26 protein-coding genes are annotated in these 23,757 nt (G+C 71.5%); 15 read left to right on the top strand and 11 right to left on the bottom strand.

Annotated features, from left to right (window positions below; all coding sequences use genetic code 11):
• Positions 1 to 16 precede the first annotated feature (16 nt).
• The 4 genes from P3T27_RS39570 (at position 17) to P3T27_RS39555 (ending at position 2,618) form a co-directional block, all read left to right on the top strand.
• Positions 17 to 496, top strand: a complete 480-nt coding sequence (locus P3T27_RS39570) for a hypothetical protein (RefSeq protein ID WP_280686215.1) — start codon at positions 17 to 19, stop codon at positions 494 to 496.
• A 232-nt stretch (positions 497 to 728) separates the two neighbouring features.
• On the top strand, positions 729 to 1,877 hold the full coding sequence (locus tag P3T27_RS39565) for a hypothetical protein (protein ID WP_280686214.1): 1,149 nt from the start codon (positions 729 to 731) through the stop codon (positions 1,875 to 1,877).
• Positions 1,874 to 2,221 (top strand): hypothetical protein, encoded by a 348-nt coding sequence (locus tag P3T27_RS39560; protein ID WP_280686212.1) that lies wholly within the window; start codon positions 1,874 to 1,876, stop codon positions 2,219 to 2,221. Before P3T27_RS39565 ends, P3T27_RS39560 begins: the two co-directional genes overlap by 4 nt.
• The gene (locus P3T27_RS39555; RefSeq protein ID WP_280686203.1) at positions 2,214 to 2,618 is read left to right on the top strand and encodes a hypothetical protein; all 405 of its coding nucleotides are present in this window, start codon (positions 2,214 to 2,216) and stop codon (positions 2,616 to 2,618) included. Before P3T27_RS39560 ends, P3T27_RS39555 begins: the two co-directional genes overlap by 8 nt.
• A 94-nt stretch (positions 2,619 to 2,712) precedes the next feature.
• On the opposite strand, the gene P3T27_RS39550 is transcribed toward P3T27_RS39555, so the two are convergent.
• The 8 genes from P3T27_RS39550 to P3T27_RS39515 all read right to left on the bottom strand — a co-directional run bounded on the left by P3T27_RS39550 (position 2,713) and on the right by P3T27_RS39515 (position 9,413).
• The gene (locus P3T27_RS39550) at positions 2,713 to 4,167 is read right to left on the bottom strand and encodes a hypothetical protein (RefSeq protein WP_280686202.1); all 1,455 of its coding nucleotides are present in this window, start codon (positions 4,165 to 4,167) and stop codon (positions 2,713 to 2,715) included.
• A 225-nt stretch (positions 4,168 to 4,392) separates the two neighbouring features.
• A complete protein-coding gene (locus tag P3T27_RS39545) occupies positions 4,393 to 5,205 on the bottom strand; it encodes a hypothetical protein (RefSeq protein WP_280686201.1) in 813 nt (270 codons plus the stop codon).
• A 164-nt stretch (positions 5,206 to 5,369) separates the two neighbouring features.
• The gene (locus tag P3T27_RS39540; RefSeq protein WP_280686200.1) at positions 5,370 to 5,951 is read right to left on the bottom strand and encodes a plasmid partition protein; all 582 of its coding nucleotides are present in this window, start codon (positions 5,949 to 5,951) and stop codon (positions 5,370 to 5,372) included.
• Positions 5,952 to 6,150: 199 nt separating this feature from the next.
• Positions 6,151 to 6,543 carry a hypothetical protein gene (locus P3T27_RS39535; RefSeq protein WP_280686199.1) on the bottom strand — a complete coding sequence of 131 codons (393 nt, stop codon included), beginning with the start codon at positions 6,541 to 6,543 and terminating at the stop codon, positions 6,151 to 6,153.
• The gene (locus P3T27_RS39530) at positions 6,540 to 6,800 is read right to left on the bottom strand and encodes a hypothetical protein (protein ID WP_280686197.1); all 261 of its coding nucleotides are present in this window, start codon (positions 6,798 to 6,800) and stop codon (positions 6,540 to 6,542) included. Before P3T27_RS39530 ends, P3T27_RS39535 begins: the two co-directional genes overlap by 4 nt.
• Positions 6,801 to 6,807: 7 nt before the next feature.
• Positions 6,808 to 7,581 (bottom strand): hypothetical protein, encoded by a 774-nt coding sequence (locus P3T27_RS39525; RefSeq protein WP_280686196.1) that lies wholly within the window; start codon positions 7,579 to 7,581, stop codon positions 6,808 to 6,810.
• A gap of 93 nt (positions 7,582 to 7,674) precedes the next feature.
• A complete protein-coding gene (locus P3T27_RS39520; protein ID WP_280686195.1) occupies positions 7,675 to 8,313 on the bottom strand; it encodes a hypothetical protein in 639 nt (212 codons plus the stop codon).
• A 17-nt stretch (positions 8,314 to 8,330) separates the two neighbouring features.
• On the bottom strand, positions 8,331 to 9,413 hold the full coding sequence (locus tag P3T27_RS39515) for an NlpC/P60 family protein (protein ID WP_280686194.1): 1,083 nt from the start codon (positions 9,411 to 9,413) through the stop codon (positions 8,331 to 8,333).
• Between the two features lie 441 nt (positions 9,414 to 9,854).
• Between P3T27_RS39515 and P3T27_RS39510 the strand changes: the two genes are divergently transcribed.
• The 8 genes from P3T27_RS39510 (at position 9,855) to P3T27_RS39475 (ending at position 19,320) form a co-directional block, all read left to right on the top strand.
• Positions 9,855 to 10,742 (top strand): hypothetical protein, encoded by an 888-nt coding sequence (locus P3T27_RS39510; RefSeq protein ID WP_280686193.1) that lies wholly within the window; start codon positions 9,855 to 9,857, stop codon positions 10,740 to 10,742.
• Complete coding sequence (locus tag P3T27_RS39505) at positions 10,739 to 11,089, top strand: hypothetical protein (RefSeq protein ID WP_280686192.1); 351 nt, start codon at positions 10,739 to 10,741, stop codon at positions 11,087 to 11,089. The genes P3T27_RS39510 and P3T27_RS39505 overlap by 4 nt, the downstream gene beginning before the upstream one ends.
• The gene (locus P3T27_RS39500) at positions 11,089 to 11,871 is read left to right on the top strand and encodes a hypothetical protein (protein WP_280686191.1); all 783 of its coding nucleotides are present in this window, start codon (positions 11,089 to 11,091) and stop codon (positions 11,869 to 11,871) included. The genes P3T27_RS39505 and P3T27_RS39500 overlap by 1 nt, the downstream gene beginning before the upstream one ends.
• Before the next feature lie 76 nt (positions 11,872 to 11,947).
• The gene (locus tag P3T27_RS39495; RefSeq protein ID WP_280686190.1) at positions 11,948 to 13,975 is read left to right on the top strand and encodes a hypothetical protein; all 2,028 of its coding nucleotides are present in this window, start codon (positions 11,948 to 11,950) and stop codon (positions 13,973 to 13,975) included.
• Between the two features lie 3 nt (positions 13,976 to 13,978).
• Positions 13,979 to 15,511 (top strand): SCO6880 family protein, encoded by a 1,533-nt coding sequence (locus P3T27_RS39490; RefSeq protein WP_280686189.1) that lies wholly within the window; start codon positions 13,979 to 13,981, stop codon positions 15,509 to 15,511.
• Positions 15,511 to 17,061 carry a type VI secretion protein gene (locus tag P3T27_RS39485; RefSeq protein ID WP_280686187.1) on the top strand — a complete coding sequence of 517 codons (1,551 nt, stop codon included), beginning with the start codon at positions 15,511 to 15,513 and terminating at the stop codon, positions 17,059 to 17,061. The genes P3T27_RS39490 and P3T27_RS39485 overlap by 1 nt, the downstream gene beginning before the upstream one ends.
• Positions 17,061 to 18,788 carry a type IV secretory system conjugative DNA transfer family protein gene (locus P3T27_RS39480; RefSeq protein WP_280686186.1) on the top strand — a complete coding sequence of 576 codons (1,728 nt, stop codon included), beginning with the start codon at positions 17,061 to 17,063 and terminating at the stop codon, positions 18,786 to 18,788. Before P3T27_RS39485 ends, P3T27_RS39480 begins: the two co-directional genes overlap by 1 nt.
• Positions 18,781 to 19,320, top strand: a complete 540-nt coding sequence (locus tag P3T27_RS39475; RefSeq protein WP_280686185.1) for a hypothetical protein — start codon at positions 18,781 to 18,783, stop codon at positions 19,318 to 19,320. The genes P3T27_RS39480 and P3T27_RS39475 overlap by 8 nt, the downstream gene beginning before the upstream one ends.
• Positions 19,321 to 19,390: 70 nt before the next feature.
• Here P3T27_RS39475 and P3T27_RS39470 read toward each other — a convergent pair whose 3' ends face one another.
• Together P3T27_RS39470 and P3T27_RS39465 are read right to left on the bottom strand one after the other, a co-directional pair.
• Entirely contained in the window at positions 19,391 to 21,004 is a 1,614-nt protein-coding gene (locus P3T27_RS39470) for a zeta toxin family protein (RefSeq protein ID WP_280686184.1), read from the bottom strand.
• A complete protein-coding gene (locus P3T27_RS39465; RefSeq protein ID WP_280686183.1) occupies positions 21,001 to 21,240 on the bottom strand; it encodes a hypothetical protein in 240 nt (79 codons plus the stop codon). The genes P3T27_RS39470 and P3T27_RS39465 overlap by 4 nt, the downstream gene beginning before the upstream one ends.
• 104 nt (positions 21,241 to 21,344) lie before the next feature.
• Between P3T27_RS39465 and P3T27_RS39460 the strand changes: the two genes are divergently transcribed.
• The 3 genes from P3T27_RS39460 to P3T27_RS39450 all read left to right on the top strand — a co-directional run bounded on the left by P3T27_RS39460 (position 21,345) and on the right by P3T27_RS39450 (position 22,923).
• Positions 21,345 to 21,521, top strand: a complete 177-nt coding sequence (locus P3T27_RS39460) for a DUF397 domain-containing protein (RefSeq protein ID WP_280686182.1) — start codon at positions 21,345 to 21,347, stop codon at positions 21,519 to 21,521.
• A gap of 239 nt (positions 21,522 to 21,760) precedes the next feature.
• Positions 21,761 to 22,183, top strand: a complete 423-nt coding sequence (locus P3T27_RS39455) for a hypothetical protein (protein WP_280686181.1) — start codon at positions 21,761 to 21,763, stop codon at positions 22,181 to 22,183.
• Positions 22,184 to 22,275: 92 nt separating this feature from the next.
• Positions 22,276 to 22,923 (top strand): MucR family transcriptional regulator, encoded by a 648-nt coding sequence (locus P3T27_RS39450; RefSeq protein WP_280686222.1) that lies wholly within the window; start codon positions 22,276 to 22,278, stop codon positions 22,921 to 22,923.
• 198 nt (positions 22,924 to 23,121) lie between these two features.
• Here the strand turns inward: P3T27_RS39450 and P3T27_RS39445 are convergent, their stop codons facing one another.
• Positions 23,122 to 23,574: a hypothetical protein gene (locus tag P3T27_RS39445; protein WP_280686180.1), complete on the bottom strand. Its 453-nt coding sequence runs from the start codon at positions 23,572 to 23,574 to the stop codon at positions 23,122 to 23,124.
• Positions 23,575 to 23,757 lie beyond the last annotated feature (183 nt).

Below are 23,757 nucleotides of genomic sequence, written 5' to 3'. Positions count from 1 at the left end.
CCGGAGGAGCAACCCCTTGGGCGTCCTGGACTGGTTCCGCAGGGACAACGGCAAATACGAGCAGCACCTCAGGAACACCGCACGCAAAGCACGCCAGCAGCAGGACCTGGTGAACGCCGCCGGCGTCGGGCTGGCCAGGCTGCGCTGCCACAAGGACACCTGGGCCTACCTCGCCGACGCCGTGGCCGGGGAGCGGCACTCGCACGGTCCCGGTCGGGTGTTCCGCGCCCCGGCCGCCCAGGACATCAGCAACGAGGGCAACGGCATGATCGTCGTCCCCCTCTCGGGCAGCTCCCTGGCAGCCCTCCTGAGCTTCTGCCGAACGTCGCAGGGGGTCATCGGCAACTGGTCTCCCCTGGAGCAGGCCATCGGGCAGCGGACGGAGGCGGCGATCTGCGCGGCGCTGGAACGGGTCGAACCCGCAGACGGCGACCACTCCGACTCTGCGGTGATCGTCCTGGATGACCAGCCCGCCCCGGCGAAGACATCCGTATAGGGGCCGGGGCGCCGACGGCCGACTCGGGGACCCACGCGAGCCGCCTCAGACCATGATCAAATCTGCCCTCTATTCCGGAAATTATAGAGGCTAAGGGTTACCTAATCACGAGTCACGGCCTGAGGGGCCGAACGGGTTTCCCAACTTGGGAAAGAGCGCGCCGCAACCCTCGCGCACCCCAATAGTGTCGAGTGGCTCGACATGTCGAGCCACTCGACACTATGGTGATGGCGTGTCAGAGAACGAACCCTCCGGGCGCCAGCGCGCCCTTCTCGACCTGGGCGGCTGGCCGGTACGCCGGGACCTCCTCACCGCCGAGCGTGCGGTCCTGATGGCCGCGGCCTGGCGTGCCGGCGCCCGCAACGTCGCCGAGCTGGCCCGCGTCGCGGATGTCAGCCGCGACGTGGTCTACGCCGACCTGCGCTCCCAGGGGATCGAGCCCACCGACGCCGAGCAGAAGAAGGAGCCCCCGATGCCGCGCACCGCCTCCCCGCTCACCGCCCGCGCCCGCCTGAGGCAGGAACTGGCCCGCGTCTTCGCCGACGACCGGGGCCTGGGCCTCCTGGTCGAGTTCAACGGCCGACCCGACATGACCAAGCAGGGCAAGGACCTCCAGTACGCCCGTGCGGGTGCCCTGATCGCGCTGCACGGCCGGGACCGGTCCGCCGCCGTCTTCGCCGAGTACGCGACGCAGCGGCAGCGGGCGGCCGACATGCCCCGGCTCACCAAGTGGGACGACCTGGTCCTCGGCAGCCGCCCGCTGCCGGCCTGGACCCGGGACGTCCACGGCTACCTGTGCGACGTGTGCGGCGAAAGCTTCCCCTCGCTCGTCCTGCTCGAGGAAAACGAGGACGTGGCGTGCAAGCGCTGCGCCCGCGACGTCGTCGGCGCCGAACCCGGCAACGCGGTGCGCCCGCTGTGGAGCCCCTGGTCGCGCCACCTCTTCCAGTACCCGGGCCACTGGGAGCGGGAGGAGCAGGCCAAGCCGGAGAGCGAGCTGGTGGAGCGCCTGCCGGACGGCGGCGAGCGCCGCTGGGCGATCGGCGAGGCCGGCGCCTTCACGCAGGAGACCTCGGGCCTCCCCGGCGTCGACGTGAGCGTCCAAAGGCTCGGCGGCCCCGACTACGACGACCCCGCTTTCTACATCGAAGGCCGCACCGAGCACGCGGGACGCGCGTACTCCTTCGCCGTGACGTTCACCTACGACGGTCAACCGCAGCCCTTCGAGGTCCGTCCCTACGGCTGGCGGTTCTCGTCCGGTGAGATCCAGGAGGTGGCGGCCACGCCGTCCTCCCCGGTCGAGTACACCGACGTTTACGAGATGCTGGACGCGATGCTGGTGGGGCTGTACGCCCCGGACGGAGAGGGGGAAGGCCGGTGACCGAACACGACGACAACACCTGGGACCTGATGCGGGAGATGCACGAGCTCACCGTGCTGGCTGCCGCGCTCCGGTCGAGCGACGCGGCTGGCACCACGACGCCGGAGCAGAAGCGCGACTACCTGCTGCGCCGGGCCGTCGTCGACCTGGAGCACCTCGATCGGCCCGAGCTCAGCGAGGACGACCCGGACGCGTACGCCGAGGCGGTCCGCTCCGCCTCCCGGCTGCGCGACCACGATGTCCGGTACGGCAGCCAGCGCGGGCCGGTGCCCGCCAGTGACTCGTGCTGGAGAGGGCCGGAGGGAGCGGTCCGCTATGTCCGGGAGGAACGGCGCCATGGGTGAGGGGCGGAAGGAGCGGCGCGCGATGGACGACGGGCGGCACGCTCCGGCCCGCGAGATCGACTACGTGGCGTCGGCGATCGTGGGCAAAGACGTGGAACGCCGGGTCTGCCAGTGCGGCGCCGTCACCGGCGACCTGCAGGGCCATCTCGCCCACGCCGATGCCGTCCTGCACGTCCCGGGCCCGGGGTGGCTGCCTGTCGGCGGCCGGGTCGCCCTGCTCCTGTCCGTCGGCCTCGGCCTGCTCGGCGCTCTTCTCGCCGTCGCGGAGACCCAGCTCGCCGGCACCGCGCGTACGGTGCTCCTGGCCCTCGCCGCACCCGCGGCCTTCGGTGTCACGATGGGGCTGGCCGTTGCGCTGCGCGGGTTCATCGTCCCGCTGCGGCCCGCCCGGCGGTAGGGACGTCGCGCGGGTCGGCTCTCGACACCGTCCACCGCGAAGGGGTGGCAGCCACCTGGCTGCCACCCCTTCCGCGTGCCGGCGTGTCGGCTGCTCAGACCAGGACGCCCTCACGGTCCTGGCTCTGGCCTCCATGGTCCGGCTGCCCGACGTCGCGGCGCGGCTCGGCGTCGCCGCCGACGTCGGCACGGGATTGCGGCGGCAGGGCAGCCGACGCGGCGGCGGCCTGGGCGGCCAGGTGTTCCTGGTGAACCCGCTGGAGGTCGGGCAGGAGCTGCTTGAGAGCCGAGCGCACCGCGCCGTCCTTGTCGAACAGGCCGTTGTTGCCGAGGCAGGCCGCCTGGCCGAGCTTCAAGTTGGCTGCGTACGCCGCGGCGTTGCGGACCTGGGACTGGTCGGAGAGCACCCTCAGGTCCCCCTGCTTGATCATCTGCGAGAGTTCGATGAACAGCTGGGAGGCCTTCGTCACCGGCTTGGCCGGCACCGGGACGACGACGGGCGCTGATGCTGCGGGAGGCAGGGGGGCCACCGGAGCAGGGGCGGCTTCCTGATCTGCCGTCGCGACTCGGGCGGGTATCGGGACGGTATCGGACGGCGCGCTTGCCCTGGGCGCCGGTGAGCGGACTTCTTCCCGGGCTGCCGCAGGCGCCGGAACGGCGGCGGGCGCGGGGGCATCCCAGACGACCGGGGGAGCTTCCCGGAGCACCACGGGAGCTGCGGAAGTGACGGGCGCAGGAGCTTCCTGAGCCATTGCGGGAGCTGGGGCGGCCGCGAGCTCTCCGGTGGGTGTGGGCTGGGGAGGTTCGGGTGCTTCGGAGGAGGGCGGCCGGAGCGGCAGCGGCTTGGTGGAGCCGGGTGCCCGGACGTTCTCGATGGTGGTGAGGAGGTCGGCTCGCCAGGCCCGCCACATCTTCCGGGGGTAGCCGATGAACGGAACCCAGAGCAGCAGGCTGTAGCCGCGCGCGTCGCCCCTCGATCTGCGCTTCGGCCGCTTGCCCATGACGACTTGTTCGATCTTGTGGAGGAGCATCTCCAACAAGACGGCGTAGACCAGTGGCGGGACGATCGCGACGAACCGGCTGCCGAAGTCGGGGGCCGGCGCGTGCAAAAAGTTCATCTCGGCTGAGCCGCCGATGAAGGCGAGCAGAAACAGCCTGGTGACCGCGGAGGATCTCAGGGTGAGGGACTCGAAGAAGCGAAAGAGCGACAAGCCGAGGGCCCCGGCGTCGAGGAGGAGGGCGAAGCCGGTGGCCGCGTCCCAGTGCCCGCCGTTGTGGCTGTGGGCGTACTGGCGCTGGGCACCGAAGGAGAGCCACCCGGCGACGGCGGCGATGGTGAACAGCATCAGGCAACCGACGCCCAGGGCGAGGACGCTGAGGCCGCGGCGCCAAGCGTCGCGGCGTTCCTTGCTGAGCTCAGCCCGGCGCGCGGCGGACAAGGCTTCCTGGGACTTGAGACGCCGTGAGCGGGCGATAACCGCGGTGACGGCGAGGGCGCTGACGGCGGCGACGGCGATAGCGGCCGGCAGGGCGTAGGCGGACGCTGTCACGTCGCGGTCCATTTTCTACGCGCCCGCCCTGGCCCGCTTCGGCTGCTGTGGTTCATGGTGGTGCTCTCCGTTCCTCGGTCCCGAAGCCCTGGGGATCCTCAACCCTATGAGGCGCCGGGTCCGGGTGATCTACCGGTGCCCGTGCCGCTTCGGTACCGCAGCATCCTCCTCCGTCTCGTCTGCCGCGTTTTCATCGGGGCGCTCACCCAAATTTGGGTGGCTCGGCTAGACGGCTTCGGCCTTACGGGCGTCGTCTGCCGCGTCGGCGATGGCATCGGCCGTGTTGGCGATCGCGGTGAGGACATCGGCCGGGGCTCCAGCGAGCTTGGTCTCCAGTCCGTCGCGCACGTCCGTAAGCTGGGCAAGTACGGCGAGGGCCTGGTCCTCGACGATCTCGGCGTCGACGATGTCCTGGTCCGCCCTGCGGTGGTCTGCTTCCGTGGCGTCAGGTGGGCTGCCCGGCGACTCCGGGGAAGCCGGCCTCGCGGAGTGCTTGCGAGGTGCCGACGCTTCCCTGCGCGGTGGTTCGATCGCCTTGGCCTGGGCATGGAAGACCGCCACGGGCAGGGGGCCGTCTGCCGCGTTGACGACCTTGGTGACGATGTTCCTGATCACCTCGGCCGTCACGCGGATGCTGCGTTCCTGCGCGTAGGCCCGGAGCTGCGTGTAGAACTCGACGGTCTTTTCGAGGCCGTAGGCCTGCGAGGCGGGAAGCAGGGTCTGCACGTGCGAAGCGGGTGGGATCTTCGAGCTGGTCCAGCCGGACTCGATCGCTGCCGCGAGGGGCCACTGCTGGATCTGGCGGTTGGCGTCCGATTCAGACAGGCCCAGGTGCTCTTCGCAGTATTCGGCCCAGGTCAGGCCGTAGTACCGCTGGTGGTACTTCTTGTTGCGGTACACCTGCATGGCCTTGCCCTTCATCCACGCCGCCCGGTCGGCATGGGCGAAGGCACGCTCGCAGGTCTGCTTCTCCGCCATCTCCTCGTTGGACAGGTCGCCCGAGAGGTCCAGTTCGTGGTCGGGCGGGTCGGGAATCACGTCGGGGGTCAGTGGTTGTGGCCGTTCGCGTCGCGGGTCGGGGACCTCGGCGACGTCCGCAGTGGGCTGTTGGCCGGGCTGGGCCAGCTGGGTGTCGCGCTTCTTGGGTGTGCGCTGGTTCAGGGCGGCCAGGTTCGCTGCGGAGGAGCGTCCTCGGGATGGGGTCACAGCAGCCCCCGCTGCTCGAGTTCGGTCACGAGGTCCCCGAACTTGGTCTCGGCGGCGTAGTGGACCGGGCCGAGGGTGGCGTTGGCGAAGTCGTCCAGCCTCTCGATGAAGGTGTCGAGCACGATCCATTCGTCTTGCTCGAATTTGGCACGGAAAGCGGCCAGCGAGCGCGACTTCTGGTGGGGAACCCGGTTGAAGAGCACGACGGCCTTGGGCGGCTTGTTGTCCGGGCGGAAGGCGCTGCTGCGAATGATCATGTCACGGAGCGGAACACCGGCCTGGGGGTCAGTGACTCGTTGGTAGTCCGCCCCGGTCGGGGACAGGTTGACGATCGCGAGGTCGGCGACGCGCAGGACGCTGTCGGTGATGTCGGGATGGTTCTCGGAGTGGCCGCAGTCCACCACTCCTACGACGCCGTCAGGAACGGCGTGCTCCTTGTGGAACTTCGCGGAGACGGCTTCGACGACCTCGAAGGGGAATCCGCCGGCCTCGGCGTCCCACTGGCGCAGGTGCAGGGAGTGGTCGGCGTCGAAGCCCTTGACGGCCCGTCCGCGTTCGTGGAGAGCATGCAGCAGCATGCCCGTATTTGTCGTCTTCCCACCAGTTCGGGGCGAAACATTCGCGATCAGCATGCGGCGACCATAACGGCGCGTCCGAGATCGTTGCAGCAGCTCTGCCGGAACGGCGCGAATCCGGCGCGCCCCCGTGGCACCCGGGTGCTTCAGCGGCTAAGCACGGCCCCGACAGCAAAGGCCGTCTGGGCTGGACGCGTGGCTATCAGGGCAGGACTTCGATTTCGATGTCGGGATACAGGGCTCGCAACCGGTCGGGGTCTGCGCTGATCACGGGCCACTGGCGGGCGGCCGCAAGGTAGGCGACGTGGCCGGCCGTCGTGTCGGAGCCCGGGTCGACCGTGGCGCGCAGGATGCCGGAGCCGAGTGCGTCGGCCTCGTCCAGCGGCTGGAGGCGCAGGAGCGGGAACTGGGTGATCGCGGTGAGGGCGTGCCGGGCGTCCGGCTTCAGCGAGGCGGCGGCGTCGGCGAGGGCGCTGGCGGGGACCAGGAGCGGGATCACCCGTTGGTGGGCCGTGGCGAGAAGGGCCTGCATGTAGAGGCTGCCCTGGGCGGCCGCAGTGAGCGCCGTGGTGTCGAGGATCCGTCCGCCGATCACGCGGCGTTCTCCTGGGTGGAGGTGATGCCGAGGGCCTTCTCGGCCCAGGCCTGGTGCTCGGCCGCGGGCTGCTGCTGTCCGAAGAGGCGCTGCAGGGTGGCCTCGACGTCGGCGGCCTCGCGCTCGCGCTGGAGCAGGCTCTGGATGTGCCCGGACACGCTGGGGATGTCGTGGGCTTGCTCGCGTTGCCTGAGTTCGTCGAGCAGTTCCTGGGGGAGGGAGATGGCGGTCTTCGCGGTCTTCGACTTCTCGGTCATACCGCAGTTATACCGGCGGTTGGTGGTCCTCCGATAGGCCTTCGGTCGGCGCGGCGGCCAGGTGGGCGGCCGCCTCCAGTGCGGCAAGCGCCTCCGGTGTGCTGGCGGCCGGGCTCGCGGAGGCCTTGGCCGCCTGGTAGGTCTCCCGGACGGCGTTGCGCAGGTACATGGTGAGCATGGCGCGCTCGGCCGGGCTGTGGCGGTCATCGACCACGGCGGCGAGCTGGTCCATCCAGAAGGGGTCCTCCTTGTCGGTGGCGAGGTCGCGGCGGTTATGCAGGAGGGCGCGGCAGGCTGCCGCGATGGCAGGGAACCGGGCACCTTCGAGAGCCTCGGTCCGGCGCCGGGCGAGTGCCTCGGCCGCCGCGCGCTCCTCGATCAGCCTGGCTACGTCCGGGCTGCGCCGGTCCTCGGGGTCCCCTTCCACCGCCACCTTCAGTCGGCGTGCCTTGTTGTACGCGCCGTTCACGCTCTCGACGCCGAGCGCGGGCGCCAGGCGCTCCCACGACACCCCGGCTTCTCTGGCGTCGCCCACGGCCCGCAGCTGCAGGGCGTCCGTCTGCTCTCTCAGCCACTGGATGAGGCGTGTCCTGAGCAGGGCAGCCTCCTGGCGGGCGCCGTCGCCGTTGAGCGCGCGTGCATGCGACTCCGCCCAACGCAAGACTCCCCAGAGCTCGGTGTCCCCGGGCCACCACGCCAGGGCCTCGTCGTCTGCGTCGCGCTCGGCCGCGTGCAGGTCGTAGAGGCGCGCAGCCTCGGCCCTGGGGTCGACTCCGGCCACTCGGCGAGCAGGCCGACGCTCGCGGCGCTGCGGTGGTCCCTCACCTCGTGCCCGAGGCACTTCTATGTCCCTTCGCCGGCGGCTGCTGTGGCGCTAGCCGAGGTAATTCTGCACTTCGCGGGTGGGCTTGGCGTGCGGGCCGGCCACGGCCTTGAGCATGGGCAGGATCTCGCGCCCGACAGCGGCGCGCTGCTCGGGGTCGGCGATCTGGCGCCAGTCGGTGATCGCGTGCCGGGCGCTGGCCTTCGTTCGGAGGTCGGCGGTGCCGCCGAGCGCGGCGTGCAGGCCGACGACGTGCAGGTGCCAGCGGGCGGCGGCGGCGCGGTCGCCCTGCAGGCGGGCGATCAGGCCGCGCAGTTCGCGGATGCTGGCGAGGCTTGGTGCGGAGGGGCCGAGGGTGTCGGTGGCCTCCTGGTCGAGCTGGGCGGCTTCGCTTGCGGCGAGCAGCAGTTCCACGTCGGTGCGCTGAGTGGTGAGCGCGGCTGTGAGGGTCTGGAAACGCGCCTCAAGTGTGGCTTCGCCAGCGGGAGCCGGGGCGCTGGATGCGGCGGGGACGCGGCGTTGCGGTGCGTCGGCCCGGGCAGCCGCGACGGCAGCTGGCTCCTCGTAGAGGAGATCCTCATCCCAGTCAGCGTCCTCGGCCGTCCCGGGGCCCGGCTCGGTGGCCGGGTCGGCCCAGAAGTCGGGCGTCACGGTGCCCCACGGGTGAGCCAGTTGGTCGTCCTGCAGCACTGCTGCCTCCCTGCCGCTCACCACTGCACCACGCGCACGACGTGGGTGATCCGGGTGATCGCCGATGTGCTGTTGCGCCAGCCGCTGTACGCGACTGTCCGGGTCTGGACGCCCGTCCTCGGCGCCTCCACGATCCAGCCGTTGCCCACGTACATGCCGACGTGGCCCGGCGAGTCGTCGCTGCCGTCGGACCCGGCGTTGAACACCAGGTCGCCCGGCTTGACGTCGTCGGGCGACACCCGGGTGCCGATCTTGACCTGATCGAACGTGACCCGCGGGATGGTCACCCCGGCATGACCGTAGGCCTGCTGCATCAGGCTGGAGCAGTCGCAGTGACCCTGCGGGTTCGCGCCGAACGGGTCGGTGCAGTTCCCGCCCCACTGGTACCAGCCTCCGCGCTGGGCGAGGGCCCACGCGACGGCGGTCCTGATCTGCTGGGGGGTGCCGTCGGGTAGCTGGTAGTCCGGGGGGAGCTCGGCGGCCACGGTGTCGTCGGCCTGGGTGAATTTCCGGACGCCCTCCATGATCTTCTTGACGTAGTCGTAGGTCTGCCCGTTCGCGAACGACCGGGGCGGCACGCCCCGGTACTGGTCGACGCGGCCCCAGCCCGCGTTGTAGCCGGCCAGGGCGAGCTCGACCGGAGCGCCGCTGTAGTCCGGGTGCTGCTTGGCGGTCTTGAGCAGGCTGCACATGAAGCGGCCTTGGGCCGCAATGGCGTCGCGGGGCTCCCAGACGCTGCCGCCGTTGCCCCACGTCGACCAGGTCTCCGGCGTGAACTGGGCGATGCCCTGCGCCTGGCCGCTGTTCGCGCGCGGGTCGAAGGCGGACTCGGCGTCGATCTGCGCGGCCAGCACGCCAGCGCTCAGCCCCTGATCGCAGGCGGCGGCCGCGTCCTTGACGAACTGCGCGTACTGCTCGGGCACCCCTCCGGGCCCCACGCGCAGGGTGCCGGACGACGCCACCGGCGCCACTCCGCCGCCAACAGTGCCGTCCCGGTCCTGCGCGGCCACCGCGATGAACATCACCAGCCCGGCCCCCAGCGCGAGCGGACTCACGGCGACCGCCCCGACGGCGGCCACCACGCCCGGATTGATCCTCACTCAGACCCCCCCTCGGTCAGAACCCACCAACACCCCGGCCACCCGCGCCGGGTGGGCCATTTTGGCATTCGGATGGGACACGCCTACGGCACACATCGCCGCAGGTGGAGACACGGCCGCCCATAAGGCGCGTGCCAACTGGCCCATTCCGGCGTTGAACCGGCTAAGCCCTCCCCGTGACCTCACAGGCTGTCATAGATATGACGGGTGGTCAGGAACAAAAGCCCTGAGACATCTGTCAGGTGCCGAGACTAGACTGCGGCCGACACGCACGGTGACCGGGGGGTGACCAGGGCCGACGCGGCCCATCCAACGAGGCCGCCACCCGGGTTGTCATGAGTACGTGTACTCATGACAACCCGGGTGGCGGCTCGGGAGCCTGACCATGCCGGACACGAGAACGTCGGGGGAACAGTGGCGCGCAGATCTATAGTCCCGGCTGTGGAGCTACCTCTCCACAACCGGCTTGTTGTGCCCGTCCTGGCCGCCGCGGGCGGCAGCGGACGGTCCACGGTGGCGGGCCTGCTGGGCGCCGTCCTGGCCAGGACGGCGCCCACCGTGGTCTTCGACCTGGCGCCGCGCCTGGCCTCTCCGTGGCCGGGCTGGACGCAGGAACCCGGCGCCGGGCTGGCGTCGGTCCCGCCCGACCGGCCGCTCAGCCGCTCACAGGCGCGGGCAGCGGCGGCCCGGCTCCCCGGCCCGGGCGGCTCCTCCTGGCAGGTTCTGACGGACCACCGGGAGTGGAGCGCGCCGCCGCTGCCCGCTGTCGAATCACCCGCCGCCTGGTACCAGTTGGCCGCCGTCGGCGGCTGGCCCGCGGTGGTCGCCGACACCTGCCACCCGATGGCGCACGACCTCGTCGCCGCCCGTACGGGCGGGGGCCCGGGCCTGACCGCCGCGTGGTGCGCGCTGCCGGTGAGCGTCCCGGTCGTGTGCGCGGCCGCGACCGGTTCCGGGATGGCGGCGCTGCAGACCGCCATGTCGGCGGCGGCCGCGGAAGGCCTCCCGCTGCAGCGGATGGTCGTCGCCCTCGTGGCGACCGGCGACGGCCGCGCACCCGCCCCGGTCCGGGCCGGCGAGACGATGCTCGCCCCGCGGGTGGCGGCCGTCGTCCGCGTGCCCTACGACCCGGACCTGCGGGCGCGCGGCCTGCGCGACGCCGCCCGCCTCGGTTCCCGCTCCGTGCAGGCCGCCGAGCTGCTCGTCCAGGCCGTCGTCGCCTCCGCCCGCGAAAGCTGGGGCGACCCACTGCCGGTGGCCGCGCAGCCCGCCCCAGTCGTCCCAATCCCGTCCCGCGTACACCCCGAAGAGAAGGTGCTCCTGCCGTGAGCCAGTTCCTGCACGTCGCCGACGCCCTGCTGAGCGACCCGCACGTCCACATCCTCGCGGACAACCCGACAGGGGTCCCGAACCCGATCCCGTCGTTCAAGCCGGAGTTGCCCGCACAGGTCTCCGGGCCGACCGGCACGATCCTCGGCTGGGTCGCCGGCGGCGGCCTGGCGCTCGCCGTCCTCGGCGGGCTGCTGGGCTGGGGGGCGATCGCGATCGGAGAGAACAGCGAGCGCGGCGGCATGGCGGCACGCGGCAAGAAGGCCATCATCATGAGCCTGATCGCGGGCATCGGCATCGCCTGCACCAGCGGGCTCGTGTTCGCCGCGTACTCGATGGCGTCCTGATGATGGCGGACCGACACGACCGGGCCGCCCGCAGGGCCCGCCTTCGCCTGATCGCCATCGGGGTGGTGACCGCTGCCGCCGTCGCCGCCGGCAGCGTCGCGCTCGTCAACGGCCTTTCCGACGGCGACAACCCGAAGCCCACCCCGGCCCCGACCGTTGCGGCGACGGTGAGCCCGGGGCCGGTGTCGTCGCCGAGCCCGTCGGCCACTAGGACGCTCACACCGAACACGGCCAAGCCGGTGCACCTGATCAAGCCGACCGGACAGAAGGACGGCGCCTCGATCGGGTTCCCGCGCTACGGCTACGGGCCGATGTCCGCCGCGGTCTACCACCTGGACGAGCTGTCGATGCTGGACGACGACATGGTCCGGCGTCAGCTCACCGTCATCACGGCCAAGGGCAGCGAGGACTCCATCGACAAGGCCGTCAGCGAGGTACGCAAGCTCCGCGAGCAGGTGGGCCTGCCGCCGTCCGGCGGCACCCCTGCCGGGCTGACGATCACCACCACCGTGGACGCCGCGCAGGCCTGGGCGCTCAACGACGACGGCTCCGTGATCACCGTGTGGATGCACTACAGCCGCACCGCCACGCTGCCCAAGGGCGGCCCGGACGACAACCCGCTCAAGGACCAGCTGGCCAACATGATTCTGCAGTGGGAAGACGGCGACTGGAAGATCACCACGGATCCCAAGTGGGTGGCCAAGAAGGGCAATCCGATGCCCTACAACCCCGATTCGCCGGTGTCCGCGAAGGACGGATGGGGGGTGGTGATCCGTGACTAACCGCGGACTCCTCCGCCTGCTCACAGCCCTGCTCGTCGCGCTGATGTCGTTCGGGGTGGCGGCCGCCCCGAGCGCGGTGGCCGACGACCCGAGCGGCGAATCACGAGCGCACGCCCCCAACGGCCCCCCGGCCCCACCGGATCCGGAGTGGCTCAAGCAGTGGAACGACCGGTCCGAGGTCAACTGGGGCAAAGACACGAACGGCCACTGGTGCATGATGCCCGAGGCCAGCAACTGCACTTTTTACAAACAGCCCGAGACCCACGACTCCTGCGAGGAACATCAGGTCGGCTGTGACGATCCGAAGATCACCGAGGCGCGCAAGCAGCGGGAACTCGCGGCGCTCGCGGAGTGGGAGAAGGTCACAGACCACGGCGCGTACGGCTACCAGAAGATGGACGCCGCCCTCAAGAAGTGCATCGACGGGGGCCAGCTCTTCAACGACTGCAAGACGTTGAACGCCCAGTTGATGGTGCCGGACGGCGGGCCGGTGGCCTGGGTCGAGGGCAAGATCAGCAAGTTGGCCTCCGACGCGTTGAAGGAGGCTGCCGGCGCCATCGGCGAGGGCGTGGTGTGGCTGCTGCAGCAGTTCGCCGACTCCTTCGACAGCGCGAGCACCATCGACCTGAGCAAGGTCGGTATCGGCACCGTCACCGGCATCATGACCGCGCTGTCGGTGCTGATCGCCACGTTCTTGGCCCTCATCCAGTTCGGGAAAGTCGCCGTGAGCCAGCAGGGCGCCCCCCTGGCGACCGTCCTCAAGGGCTTGGGCAAGTACGCCCTGGTGCTGGGCGTCTATGCGGGCGCCGCGCAGGTGATCCTGAGCTGGATCGACGTGGTGTCGGCCTGGATCATCAACCTCTCGTTCAAGGGCGGGGGAGACGGGAAGGCGGATGCGGCGGCCGCGATGAAGACGCAGCTTGGCACCCTCTTCTCCGGGTTGGTAGGGACCGGCGGCGCCGGGGCCGCCGGTGGGGCGCTGATCACCGGGGGAGGCGTGCTGAGCCAGGCCGTCGGGGTGGTCATCGTGCTCGGGATCCTGTCGATCCTGGTGATCGGCGCGCTGTGGATCGAGATGCTCGTCCGGCAGGCCGGGATCATGGTCCTGATGGCATCAATGCCGATCGCCCTGGCCGGCCAGCTCAGCGACGAGACCCAGGAGTGGTGGCCCAAGGCACGGCGGGCGTTCACTGCCATCGCGCTGTCGAAGCTCGCGATCGTGGTGTGCTTCGCGATCGGCTTCAATTCCATGGGCGATTCCCAGGGTGTCAAGAACGTCATCGTCGGCCTGATCGTCTTCTTCCTCGCAGCGTTCGCCTGGCCGGTGCTCGCGCGCTTCTTGACGATGGTGGAGGCTGGCGGCGGCAACTCGGTTGCCGCGGGCATGGTCTCCACGGTCGGCTCCAGCGTCGGCGCGATGTTCGGCGGGTTCGCCGGCGGCGGCCTCGCCGTGGCCGGGGCCGGGGCCGTCGGCGGCGGGTCCGGCTACACCAAGGCCCTGGAGCAGGAGACCAGCCCGGCCGCGTCCGACGGCGCGTCCGGCGGCTCCTCCCTGCCCGAACAGGCCGGGGGCGCCAGGTTCTGGAAGGGCGACCCGAACAAGAGCTTCAAATCGAAGCTGGGCGCGGCCGTCGGGCTCGGTGCCCAGCTCGCCGCCGCTGGCGCCGGCACGCTGGAAGGCGCGGGCGCCAACGCGGCCGCGAACGCGGGCCTCGGCGCTCCCGGCAGCGGGCACTCCACCGTGGTGCCGCCCCGCACCGGTGGGGGTGCCGGGCAGGCCGCCGGCGGGCAGGAAGGCGAGGGCACCAACGGGGCTGCCGAGCCGCAGAGCCCAGTCGCGGGCTCGCCCGAGGCGGAGGTCCCGGTCGAGGCGGCGCCGGGCGGTCCGGTCGCCGAGGCCGGCGCTCCCCCGGCCGGGACGGCCGTGCCGGAGGCCAGTGCCCCCGGCATTCCCGCACAGGCACCCCCCGCGCCCGCGAGCGCCTCCGGCTCCGACACGCCGGCGTACGGCACGCCCACGTGGATGCCCGATCACAACGCCCTGCAGTACGGCGCGCGAGGGCAGCGGCCCGACCCGCAGCCGCCGACGTCCGAGGGGAGCTGACCCATGTCCCTGACCCACAGTGAGCCGGACACCTACAGCGGGTGGCAGCGCGAGAAAAGCGGGTTCATCGGGGAGTTGTCCGGTACCGGCTTCGCGTTGTTGGCCGCGGCCTCGGTCGTCGCCCTGGTGCCGGTCTACGCGCACAGCTGGAGCGCCGCCGTGGTGGCGTTGCCGCTGGCCGGCGTCCTGCTGCTGCTCGCCTACGGCCGGGTGATGGGCCTGGCCGCGGAGGAGTGGGTGCTGCTGGCCGTCCGCCACCAACTGGCCGTCGCCACCCGGAGAAACGTTTTCTACAGCGGGGTGTTCGCACCCTCCGACGATGAAGGGGACCAGCCGATGGACCTGCCCGGCGTGCTGGCGCGCCTGCGCATCCTCAACGCGCCCGACGGCCAGGGCGGCACGCTCGGCGTCGTCCACAACCCGATCGACAACACGTACACCCTGATCGCGAAGGTCACGTTCCCGGGCCTCGCGCTGGTCGACACCGAGCGGCAGAACGCCCGCGTGCGCCAGTGGGCCGCTTTCCTGCGCGGCCAGTGCAAGGAAGACGGGGCGATCGTCCGCATCCAGGTACACCAGCGCTCCCTCCCGGACGACGGCGAGGCGCTGCGGTCGTGGACCGTACGGCACGCCACCCCGGACGCTCCGGCGGCCGCCGTGCAGGCGCTGGAGGAGCTGATGGTCTCCGCCGGTCCGGCGGCCACGATCCGCGAGACGTACCTGTCGGTGACGCTGTCGGCGACGCGCGCGCGCCTGGCCGTGCGCGGGGCCGGCGGCGGGCAGGTCGGCGCGGCCGCCGTGCTGGTGAGGGAGTTCCTCGCCATGCACGGCTCGCTGTCCTCCGCGGGTCTGCAGGTGGTGGAGCTGCTCGACCCGCGCCGGGTGGCCGCCACGATCCGCACCGCGTACGACCCCGAGGCCCAGCAGATGCTGGCAGCCCGTGGCGCGGCCGCCGGCGATGCCTCGTACAAGGGCGTGCTGCCCGGCGTCGACCCGGCGCTGGCCGGGCCGGCCGCCGCCGAGTACACCTGGGGCCTGTACCGGCACGACGGGGCGTGGACGGTCACGTACCAGGTGCGGAACTTCCCGCAGTCCCAGGTGTACGCGACGTTCCTGCAGCCGCTGTTGAGGCCGAGGACGAACGCTCGCCGCTCGATGTCGCTGGTGTACGAGCCGGTCGGCCCGGCCCGGGCGCGCAAGGAGCTGAGCAAGGAGAAGACGAAGCGCCAGGCGGCGCGGGCGTTGCGGGCGAAGACCGGCCGGACGGAGTCGGAGGACGAGCGGCGCGAGGCGCAGGTCGCGCACTCGCAGGACATCGCCCGTGCCGCCGGGCAGGGTGTGGTGCGCATGGTCGCGCTGATCGCGGTGACCGTCACCGACCTGGAGGAGCTGGAGACAGCGTGCGCCGAGCTGCAGGCCGACGCTAGCGACGCCGGCCTGGAGCTGAGGCGCTGCTGGGGCGCGCAGGACGACGCGTTCGCCGCGGCCGCGCTGCCGCTCGGCATGGGCCTGCCGCCGCGAAGGATGGCGATCTGATGGCGTTCCCCTTCCGCCGTGATCGCGGCGACACCGCCCTCGAAGCGACCAGGGTCGCCGACCTCTTCGACCCGGCCGAGAAGCTGCCCGCGCAGCGCCAGCCGACCGCGCGGGAGCTTCGGCGGGCCCGCCTGCTGGAGGACCCGGCGGCGGCGATGCGGATTGCCCCGAAGAAGGGGTGGCACCAGCCCTACGCTGGCCGGGCCGCCTCGCACGCCAAGGCCGAGGTGTTCCGTGCCGACACCGGCCGGGCCAGCGGGATCTATCCGTTCCTGCACGCCGCGAGCTTGCCGCCCGTCGGCGCCTACATCGGGTTCAACACCTTGACGATGCAAGCGTTCTCCGCGCACCCGAGTGTGTGGGTGAAGGAGGGGCTGGCGACCAACCCGAACGTGATCATCACCGGCATCCCCGGCTCGGGGAAGTCCGCGCACATCAAGGCGCTGGCGTTCCGGCTGATGGCGTTCGGCCACAGGGCGCTGATCGCAGGCGACGTCAAGGGCGAGTATCTGGCGCTGTGCCGGCACCTGGGGGTCGAGCCGGTGCGGCTCGGCCCGGGCCTGCAGGGCCGGCTCAACCCGCTGGACGGCGGCCCGCTCGGCGCGGACCTGAACCTGATCAAGGACGGCGCCGAGCTGCAGGCCCGGCTGACCGAGATCCACCGCCGCCGCCTGACGCTGTGCAAGGCCCTGCTTGAGCTGCAGCTCAAGCGGACGCTGCAGCCGCAGGAGGAGGAGTGCCTGGACGTCGCCGTCCGGGAGGTCACCGGGGCGCTGGGCGGGGCCGGGCACACCCGCCTCGACACCCCGACCCTGCCGTCCGTGTACCAGGTCCTCAAGGACCCCACGCAGGCGATGGCGCGAGAACTGCGCGTGCGCGGCGACGACGTGCAGACCGCCCGCGAGCAGATGGCCAGCATCCGCTCCGCCCTCGGATCGATGATCAGCGGGCACCTGGGCGGCCTGTTCGACGAGAAGACCTCGGTGTCGCTGGACTGGGACGCCCCGATCCAGAGCGTCGACATCTCCGCCCTGCAGCAGTACGGCGACGAAGTCGTGGCGATGGTGCTCACCTGCGTCTCCTCCTGGGCGCAGTCGGCGATCGACCGGCCGGGCCGCCCGTGGATCGTCGTCCGTGACGAGCTGTGGCGTCAGATGCAGTCCGGCGGCTCCTCCATGGTCCGCAAGATCGACGCGGACCTGCGGCTGAGCCGCGCGACCGGAACGATCCAGGTCCTCGCCACCCACCGGCTGAGTGACTTCGAGGCGGTCGGCGCGGCCGGCTCCGAGGCGGTGGCCATCGCCAAGGACCTGATCGCCTCGTGTGAGACGCGCATCCAGCTCGCGCAGGACACCAAGCCGCTGAACCTCACCCGCGAGGCGATCGGCCTCACCGACGCCGAGTGCGACCTGATCGGAAGCTGGGGCGCCGGCCAGCGCGGCCGGGCCCTGTGGAAGGTCGGCCGCGGCGGCGGGTCGCACGCCGTGCAACTGCTGCTCTCCCGCACCGAGAAGCAGCTGTTCGAGACCGACGAGAAGATGGTGATCTGATGGCCTCGGACAACCGCGTGGACGACGGAACGTTCCTGGCCGGGATCGCGGCCGGGGCGGTCATCTCGCTGGGCGCGGCCTCGCTGGCCGCCGGGGCCCTGGCCGGGCTGCTGTCCGAGGGCGCCCCGCCCCGGATGACCGAGCCCCTGCCGGTCACGCTGCTGCTGTCCGTCGCGCAGGGCCCGGCGTCGGTCTACCAGCCGGCGCCCCCCACCTGGCTGTTCTACACGGTGTTCGGCCTGCTGGTCGTGCTCCTGGCCGTCCTCGCCGGGGTCGCCGTCCGTCGCCTGGGCAAGCGGCGGCGCCGCTCCCTGGCAGGCGGCGCGACGTGGGGCGGCACGAAGGTCGAGAAGGAGATGGCCCTGCCCGACGACCCGAAGGCGAGGCCGGACCGGATCACCGCCGGGCGCGGCCAGCAGACCCGGAAGATCGTCGGCGTCATCGAACGCAGCGCCTCCGCCATCGCCTTCGGCCCTCCCGGCTCGGCGAAGACCAGCGGGCTCCTCGCCCCGAACGCCGCCGAGTGGCAGGGCCCGGCGATCGTCACCACGACCAAGGCCGCGGACCTGCAGGAGATCTACGCGGCCCGCAGCCACGTCGGCCCGGTGTGGGTGATCGCCCCGGCCGGCATCCCCTCCGGCCCCTGGAAAACCGCGCACTGGTCGCCCGTGGACTACGCCACCGACGAGGAGGCGGCGGAGCGGATGGCCGAGTGGATGGCCGACGCAAGCCAGAAGACCTACGACCCGCGCGCCGAGCCATGGTTGATCCAGGCCCGCGCCATCGTCGCTGGCCTGCTGCTCGCCGCGCGGATCGACCCCGAAGGCGGGATCAAGGCGTTCCGGCGCTGGCTCACCCAGGGCGAAGCCGCCGTCGACCACGTCCGCGCCGTGCTCGACGCCCGGTACCCCGAGGCGGCGCTGGACTACGCCCAGCCCTGGGCGACGCTGCACGACGACGGCAAGGGGTCGGTGGCCTTCACACTCAACGTCCTGGCGGCCACCTACCGCAGCGAGGGCATCCGGGCGGCCGCCGCCCGCACGGACTTCCGGGCGGAGGAACTGCTGGAGGACAACGGCACGCTGGTGCTGATCGCGGCACCCTCACAGGCCGAGCGCTTCGCGCCGTACTTCACCTCGCTGATCGCCTCCGTCCTCCACGCGGCCGAGACCCGTTACGAGCGGGCCGGCCGCCATCCCGAACGCACCCTCGGGTTGTTCGCCGACGAGGCCGGCAACTTCCTGCGCTACCCGAAGCTGCCGAACCTGTTGACCACCGGCCGCGGCATGGGCATCGCGGTGCTCAGCATCTGGCACGACTACTCCCAGCTCGTCGCCCGCATGGGCCGCGAGGGCGCCAAAACGATCATCTCGGCGTCCACGCTGCGGCTGCTGCTGCCGGGCCTGGCCGACGACGAGACCCTGCGGTACATGTCGTTCCTGTTCGGCAAGGAGTTGGTGGAGCGCACCAACCACAGCAGCGGCGACGGCCGGGAGTCCACCTCGACCAACGTCGTGGAAACCGACCTGCTACCGGTCCACCAACTGCGCGAAATCCCCAAGCACACCGCCGTCGCGCTCTACTTCAACCGGCCGCCGATCCGGGTGAACATGCGCCTGACCTGGCGCGACCCCGATATCAAAGCCTGGCTGGCCCGGCCACCGGCCACGTCGGTCCCGGGACCTTCTCCGTCGCTCGACCGGGCCAAGGAGGCCACCGATGTCTGACCCCACCCCCGCGCCCGCCGTCCCCGGCCAGGCGACCGGGAATCCCACCCCGCCGCCGCGGCGGTGGGTGTGGACCGCGATGACGCCGGAGGACCGCCAGCAGCGGCTCGGCGAACTGGGGCAGTGGGTGGACTGGCTGATCGACCACCACCACCTGCACCGCAAGATCCCGCGCTGCTGGTACCGGGACGGCCACGAACCCGTCCTGGAGATCCTCACTGCCCTCTACCTCGGCTGGGTCCGCACCTATGCGGGCGACCCCAGCAAGGCGACCACGCTCGGCGAGATCGCCTGGATCAAGGAGCTGCACCTGCTGGCCCCGGCCCTCGCGGCCCCGGCGTGCGAGGCCGGGCACCAGGCGCCGCCGCCCCGGCCCGGACCTACCGGCGAGGCCCTGTCCGACTGGCTGGACACCAATCCGGACCGGATCACCGAAGCCCCCTACCACCCTGCCGAGGCCGAAGCCACGCGGCTGGCCCACGAACTGCTCGCCGCAGAGCAGCGCAAGGCCGCGAGCCGCGCAAAACCCTGACCGCCACAGCGACCGAGGCGCCCGCCGGACGAACCGGCGGGCGCCTCGGTGTTCCTGCTCGCTCCCATCCCTACCGGGATGGCCCACCGCGGCTCTGGGTGCGTCCGGGCCCCGGCCCGTACTGCTGGCTCTGCTGCTGGGCCGTGCGCTGGGCCGCCTGCACGCGCTGGGCATCCTCGGCGAGACGCTGGGCCGGCGGCTGGGCTTCGCGGCGGGCCGTCTCCCGCTGGATCAGCGCCGTCGCGGTGTCCAGGTCGGACGCGCGTTGGTGCGCTTGCGAGGCGTCCGACCGGGCCGCTCCCAGTCCTCGCTCACGGGCGGCGGTCGTACGGGCCAGGACCTCCTCCGGGCTGCCGCCGGCCTCGTGCCAGGCCGCCAGGACGGCATCGTGCTCGGAAGCGGGTCCGGCAATCCGCATGCTCGCGTCCAGCCGCTCACGCGCCGCAGCAAGGTCGAGTTCGGCGTCCTGGGTCGCGGCGCGCAGGTCACCAAGCTGTTGTTCCAGGGCCTGCCGTTCGTCGCCGCGCACCGCGGGCCGGCCAAGGAATCCCCGCTCTTCCAGCTGCCGCTCCACCTCGTCGGCCTGCTGCCGGGTGCGGTCGACGTCGGCGACCAGGTGCTCGACCAGGACGGCGTCCTTGCGGCTCTGCAGGATGGCGTCGACCTGCTCGGCGCGGGCGGCGACGTGTTGCTCGACGGCGCCGCCCGGGGCGAGCGAGGCGGTGATCTCGTCCACCTTGACTTCGGCCTTCGCCGCCTGCAGTCGGGCGGCGCCTGCCTGCTCGACGGCGTAGGCGAGCTCCGCGGCCAGGTCGGCGTCCGGCACATCCCGGTAGCTGGCCAGCTGGGCGGCGGCCTTGCGGTCCACGGAGGCCAGGCGTTCGGCCCACTGGTAGCCGTCGCCGTCCGCCGCGGCGGCCCGCCACCGGTCGAACAACTCGCGCGTCGACTCGCTCCAGAGCTGATGGCGCGTCTGCTCCAGGACCCGCTGAATATCCGGCTCCGTAGGCCACCCCCCGCTCTCCAAGCGGCGCACGGTGCCCGCGATCTGGCCGGAGATCGGGTCGGCGACGTGAACCGCGTCGACCCCCGGCCACCCCTTCGCCGCGGCGAGCACCGCGCCGACGTTGGCGTAGACCGTCTCCTGCATCTCCAGGGGCGGCAGGATCGCGTACCCGATCCCGCTCGGGCCGATCGCCGCCTGGTAGCGGTGCATCACCCCCAGCTCGCTCATCGCGGGGTGCATGGCGGTGTAGGCGAGTTCGCAGTGGTAGCCGGCGGCGCGGAACTTCTGCACGACGTCGGATGTGTACTCGGCGTTGGTGAAGGGGCCCACCAGAACGATGTTCTGCCGGTGGTCGATGGCGTGCTGACGGATGTGCTCTGTCAGCTCTCCGGCCGCTGGGGAGAAGTGGCGCATCGCTGAGAGCATGCCGTCCTCCCGCGCCATCCGGGCGTACCCGGGGAGGTACGCGAACACGTCGTCTCCGTCCAGCACGACCGGGTCGGCGAGGCCGAGCTGCTGCGGGACCGCGGTCCGCAGGGTGGTCTTCCGCGAGCCCTGCGGGCCGCCGAGGATGACCATCCGGGGGTTGTCCTGGGAGGGTGCGGTGAGCGTGGGCCGTAGGTCGTTCTCCCAGATCGCCTCGATCTGCTCGGCGTCGGGCAGGGGCGGCGGCGTCACCCGCCGGCCCTCACCGAGGCCAGGACAGTCGGGTACTCCGCAAGGATCGCCCGCAGCCGGTCCGGGTCGGTCTTCCCCAGGTCCTGGCGCTCCTCGATGTAGCGGGCCCTCTCGGCCCTCAGCCGTTCGGCGTCGGCGGGCTCGGCAAGCGCGATGAGCGTGCTGTACTCCGCGATGATGGCGCTGATCAGGTCGTAGGCGATATCGGCGGCGTCGGGGTCGATGGCTCCAGACATGAACTCAACCTATCCCCCTTCCCGCCAACTGGGCGGACCTACATTTGAGTTCCATACTCGACGGCAGCGGTCGCCGCCGGTGCCACCTTGGAAGGGATCCCCCGATGCCTCAGTGGTTCAAGAGCTCGCACTGCGACGACAAGGAGTTCGCGTGCGTGGAGGTCCGCACGGAGCCCGGCACGGTGGCCGTGCGCGACTCGAAGGATCCGGACGGGCCGGTGCTCACGTTTCCCGGCGAGAGCTGGGCCGGCTTCCTCGGCATGCTTAAGGGCGAGGCGTAGGAGCCCGGACCACAAGCGAAGGCCGAGCTTATCTGGGGCGCCCAGGAGCCGTGAGGTACATGAGGCTTGGAACCCGGACGAGTGCATGCCGGACGGATATCTGGGGGTCGTCAGGCACATGCGGAAGACTGGCATCCGAGCAAGAAGTGTGTAGCAAGCTTGACATTTTGGTCATGCCGACCCATGCTGAGTGTCAAGCACGCTACACATCGAGTGGCGTCAGTAGGCGGGAGAGGGTCATGTCCTACACGATCACGGCGGAGCAGGTCCGCGAGCTCTGGAAGGCGATGAACCCGGGGGCTGTGCTCGACAGGGGGGATGACCTCGCTCCGGTGACGAAGGACGACCTGGCCGCGCTCGCTGACCAGATCGACACCGACGACCAGGGGCTCCCGCTGGACGACCAGTGGCAGGTCTTGGCCGACCAGCTCAACACCGACGACGAGTCCTCGCCGTCGCCCGCCGCCGGGCCGGCCGCCGACGTCCTCCAGGCCGTCGAGGAGGCGCGCCGGGCCCGGGACAACGCCGAGCGCGAGCTGCAGGAGCTGATCCGCTCCGCGATGCTCAACCGGAAGACCACGAAGGTGAGGGTCAAGGACCTGGAGCAGGCCGCCGACCTCAGCCGGGCCCGGCTCTACCAGATCCGCGACGGGCGCCGCTGACCGTGGCTCACCTCGCCGCCGCCTCCCGTCTGGTCACCCGGCGGGAGGCCGAACCCCTCCTCGGCTACGCTCCCGGCAGCCTGAAAGCCGTGATGCAACAGCAAGACCGCTGGCCCGATCCGGTGGCCTGCCGCAGGCGCGACCGCGCACTGCTGTGGGAGCTGGACGCCCTGCTCGCCGCCGCCCGTCCGGCCTCCGAGGCACGTTCGCGCCGTCCGGACGGCGCCGACACGGACGGCCTGGTCACCTGCCTGGTGTGCGGACGGCGCTTCCGCTCGCTCGCCCCGCACCTCGCCCGCGTCCACGAGATGTCGGCCGCCGAGTACCGCGCCGAGTACGCGCTGCCCGCCAGCACCGCCCTGATGGCCACGGACGTCCGCAGTTCACTGTCGCAAGCCCGCCGCGAGGCCATGGCGGCTGACCCGGACCTGCTCGACCCAATGCGGACCGCGACACCCCCGCTTGACGAACTCGCCCGCCGCTCGGCCGCCGCCCGCGTCGGCACCGACAACCTGCCCGCCGTACGATCCGCCCGCAGAGCTGGAGCACTGCGCACTCTCCCGGCCGCCAACCAGGCACGCAAGGAAGCTCTGGAAGCCGTAGCCCAGGCAGCAGGCTTCACGTCGATGACAGCAGCGATCGAAGCGACCCGCGACCTGTCAAGCCGAGCCGCCGCAAGACGGATCGGCATCACGGCGAACACTGTCAGACGCTGGCGGCGACACTCGCCCCAAGGCTGACCGGTGACTCGGAAACGTTTCGACCGAAACGTTTGAACCCTGTGTGCCTCATGTGCCCGCACTCCGGTCACGGGGTTCTACCTGCGGAAAGCTGGCGTAACCCCAGATAATACTCGGAAGCGGCGCGGTCTGACCCGGCGCCAGCAACGGCGAAGCGCCCCACCGGACGGGCCGGTGGGGCGCTTCGCCGTTTGCGGGTCAGGACTTCGGCCGGCCGAGCATGAACTGCAGGCCGTGCCGCAGCGCGTCGTCCTTCTCGGCGGCGAGCATCCTGTCCAGCTCGTCCGGTCCGCCCGACAGGTCGCTGTGGGCGTGCTTCTGCAGCGGCGCAGGCTCGGCGTAGGCCTCTCGCGCCGCCTCGTCTGCGCGGACCTGGATGCGCGCCATGCCAACCGCCCCGGGGTCCTGGTCGACCAGGTATCCCAGATCGTCCATGGTCGGCTCGCCGACCAGCGGGGTGGCCACCAGGACGTACATGCCCATGTCCGCGTGGGCCAGGGCATGCCCCGGTCCCTGGGGGAACGGGGTGGGGGCAGGCATCGGGGCACCGCTGGCCAGCGCCGCGTCCAGCGGGTGGTGCAGCATCCTGCCCGAGGTGCTGGTCAACTCCAGCACCATGGGCCCGTTGGAGTCGGCGAGGGAGTGCTGCATGTGCTGGTCCATGCGGTGGTGCCGGATGAACCCGCGGTAGTTGCGGGCCAGTTCCTGCGCCTGCGGGTCTGCCGCGTTGGAGTGGTACCTGAATTCATCGGGTCATATGAGAGCCACTGCTTCGGCGTGAACGGGAGCCAGGCGTAGGCCGTTCGTGGCGGTGATGTACTCGACCGTGGCAGG

This window comes from Kitasatospora sp. MAA19 (assembly GCF_029894125.1).
In the GTDB taxonomy this organism is placed as follows: Bacteria; Actinomycetota; Actinomycetes; order Streptomycetales; family Streptomycetaceae; genus Kitasatospora.
Note: the sequence above shows the minus strand (reverse complement) of the source record. Positions and strands in the feature narration are given on the sequence as shown.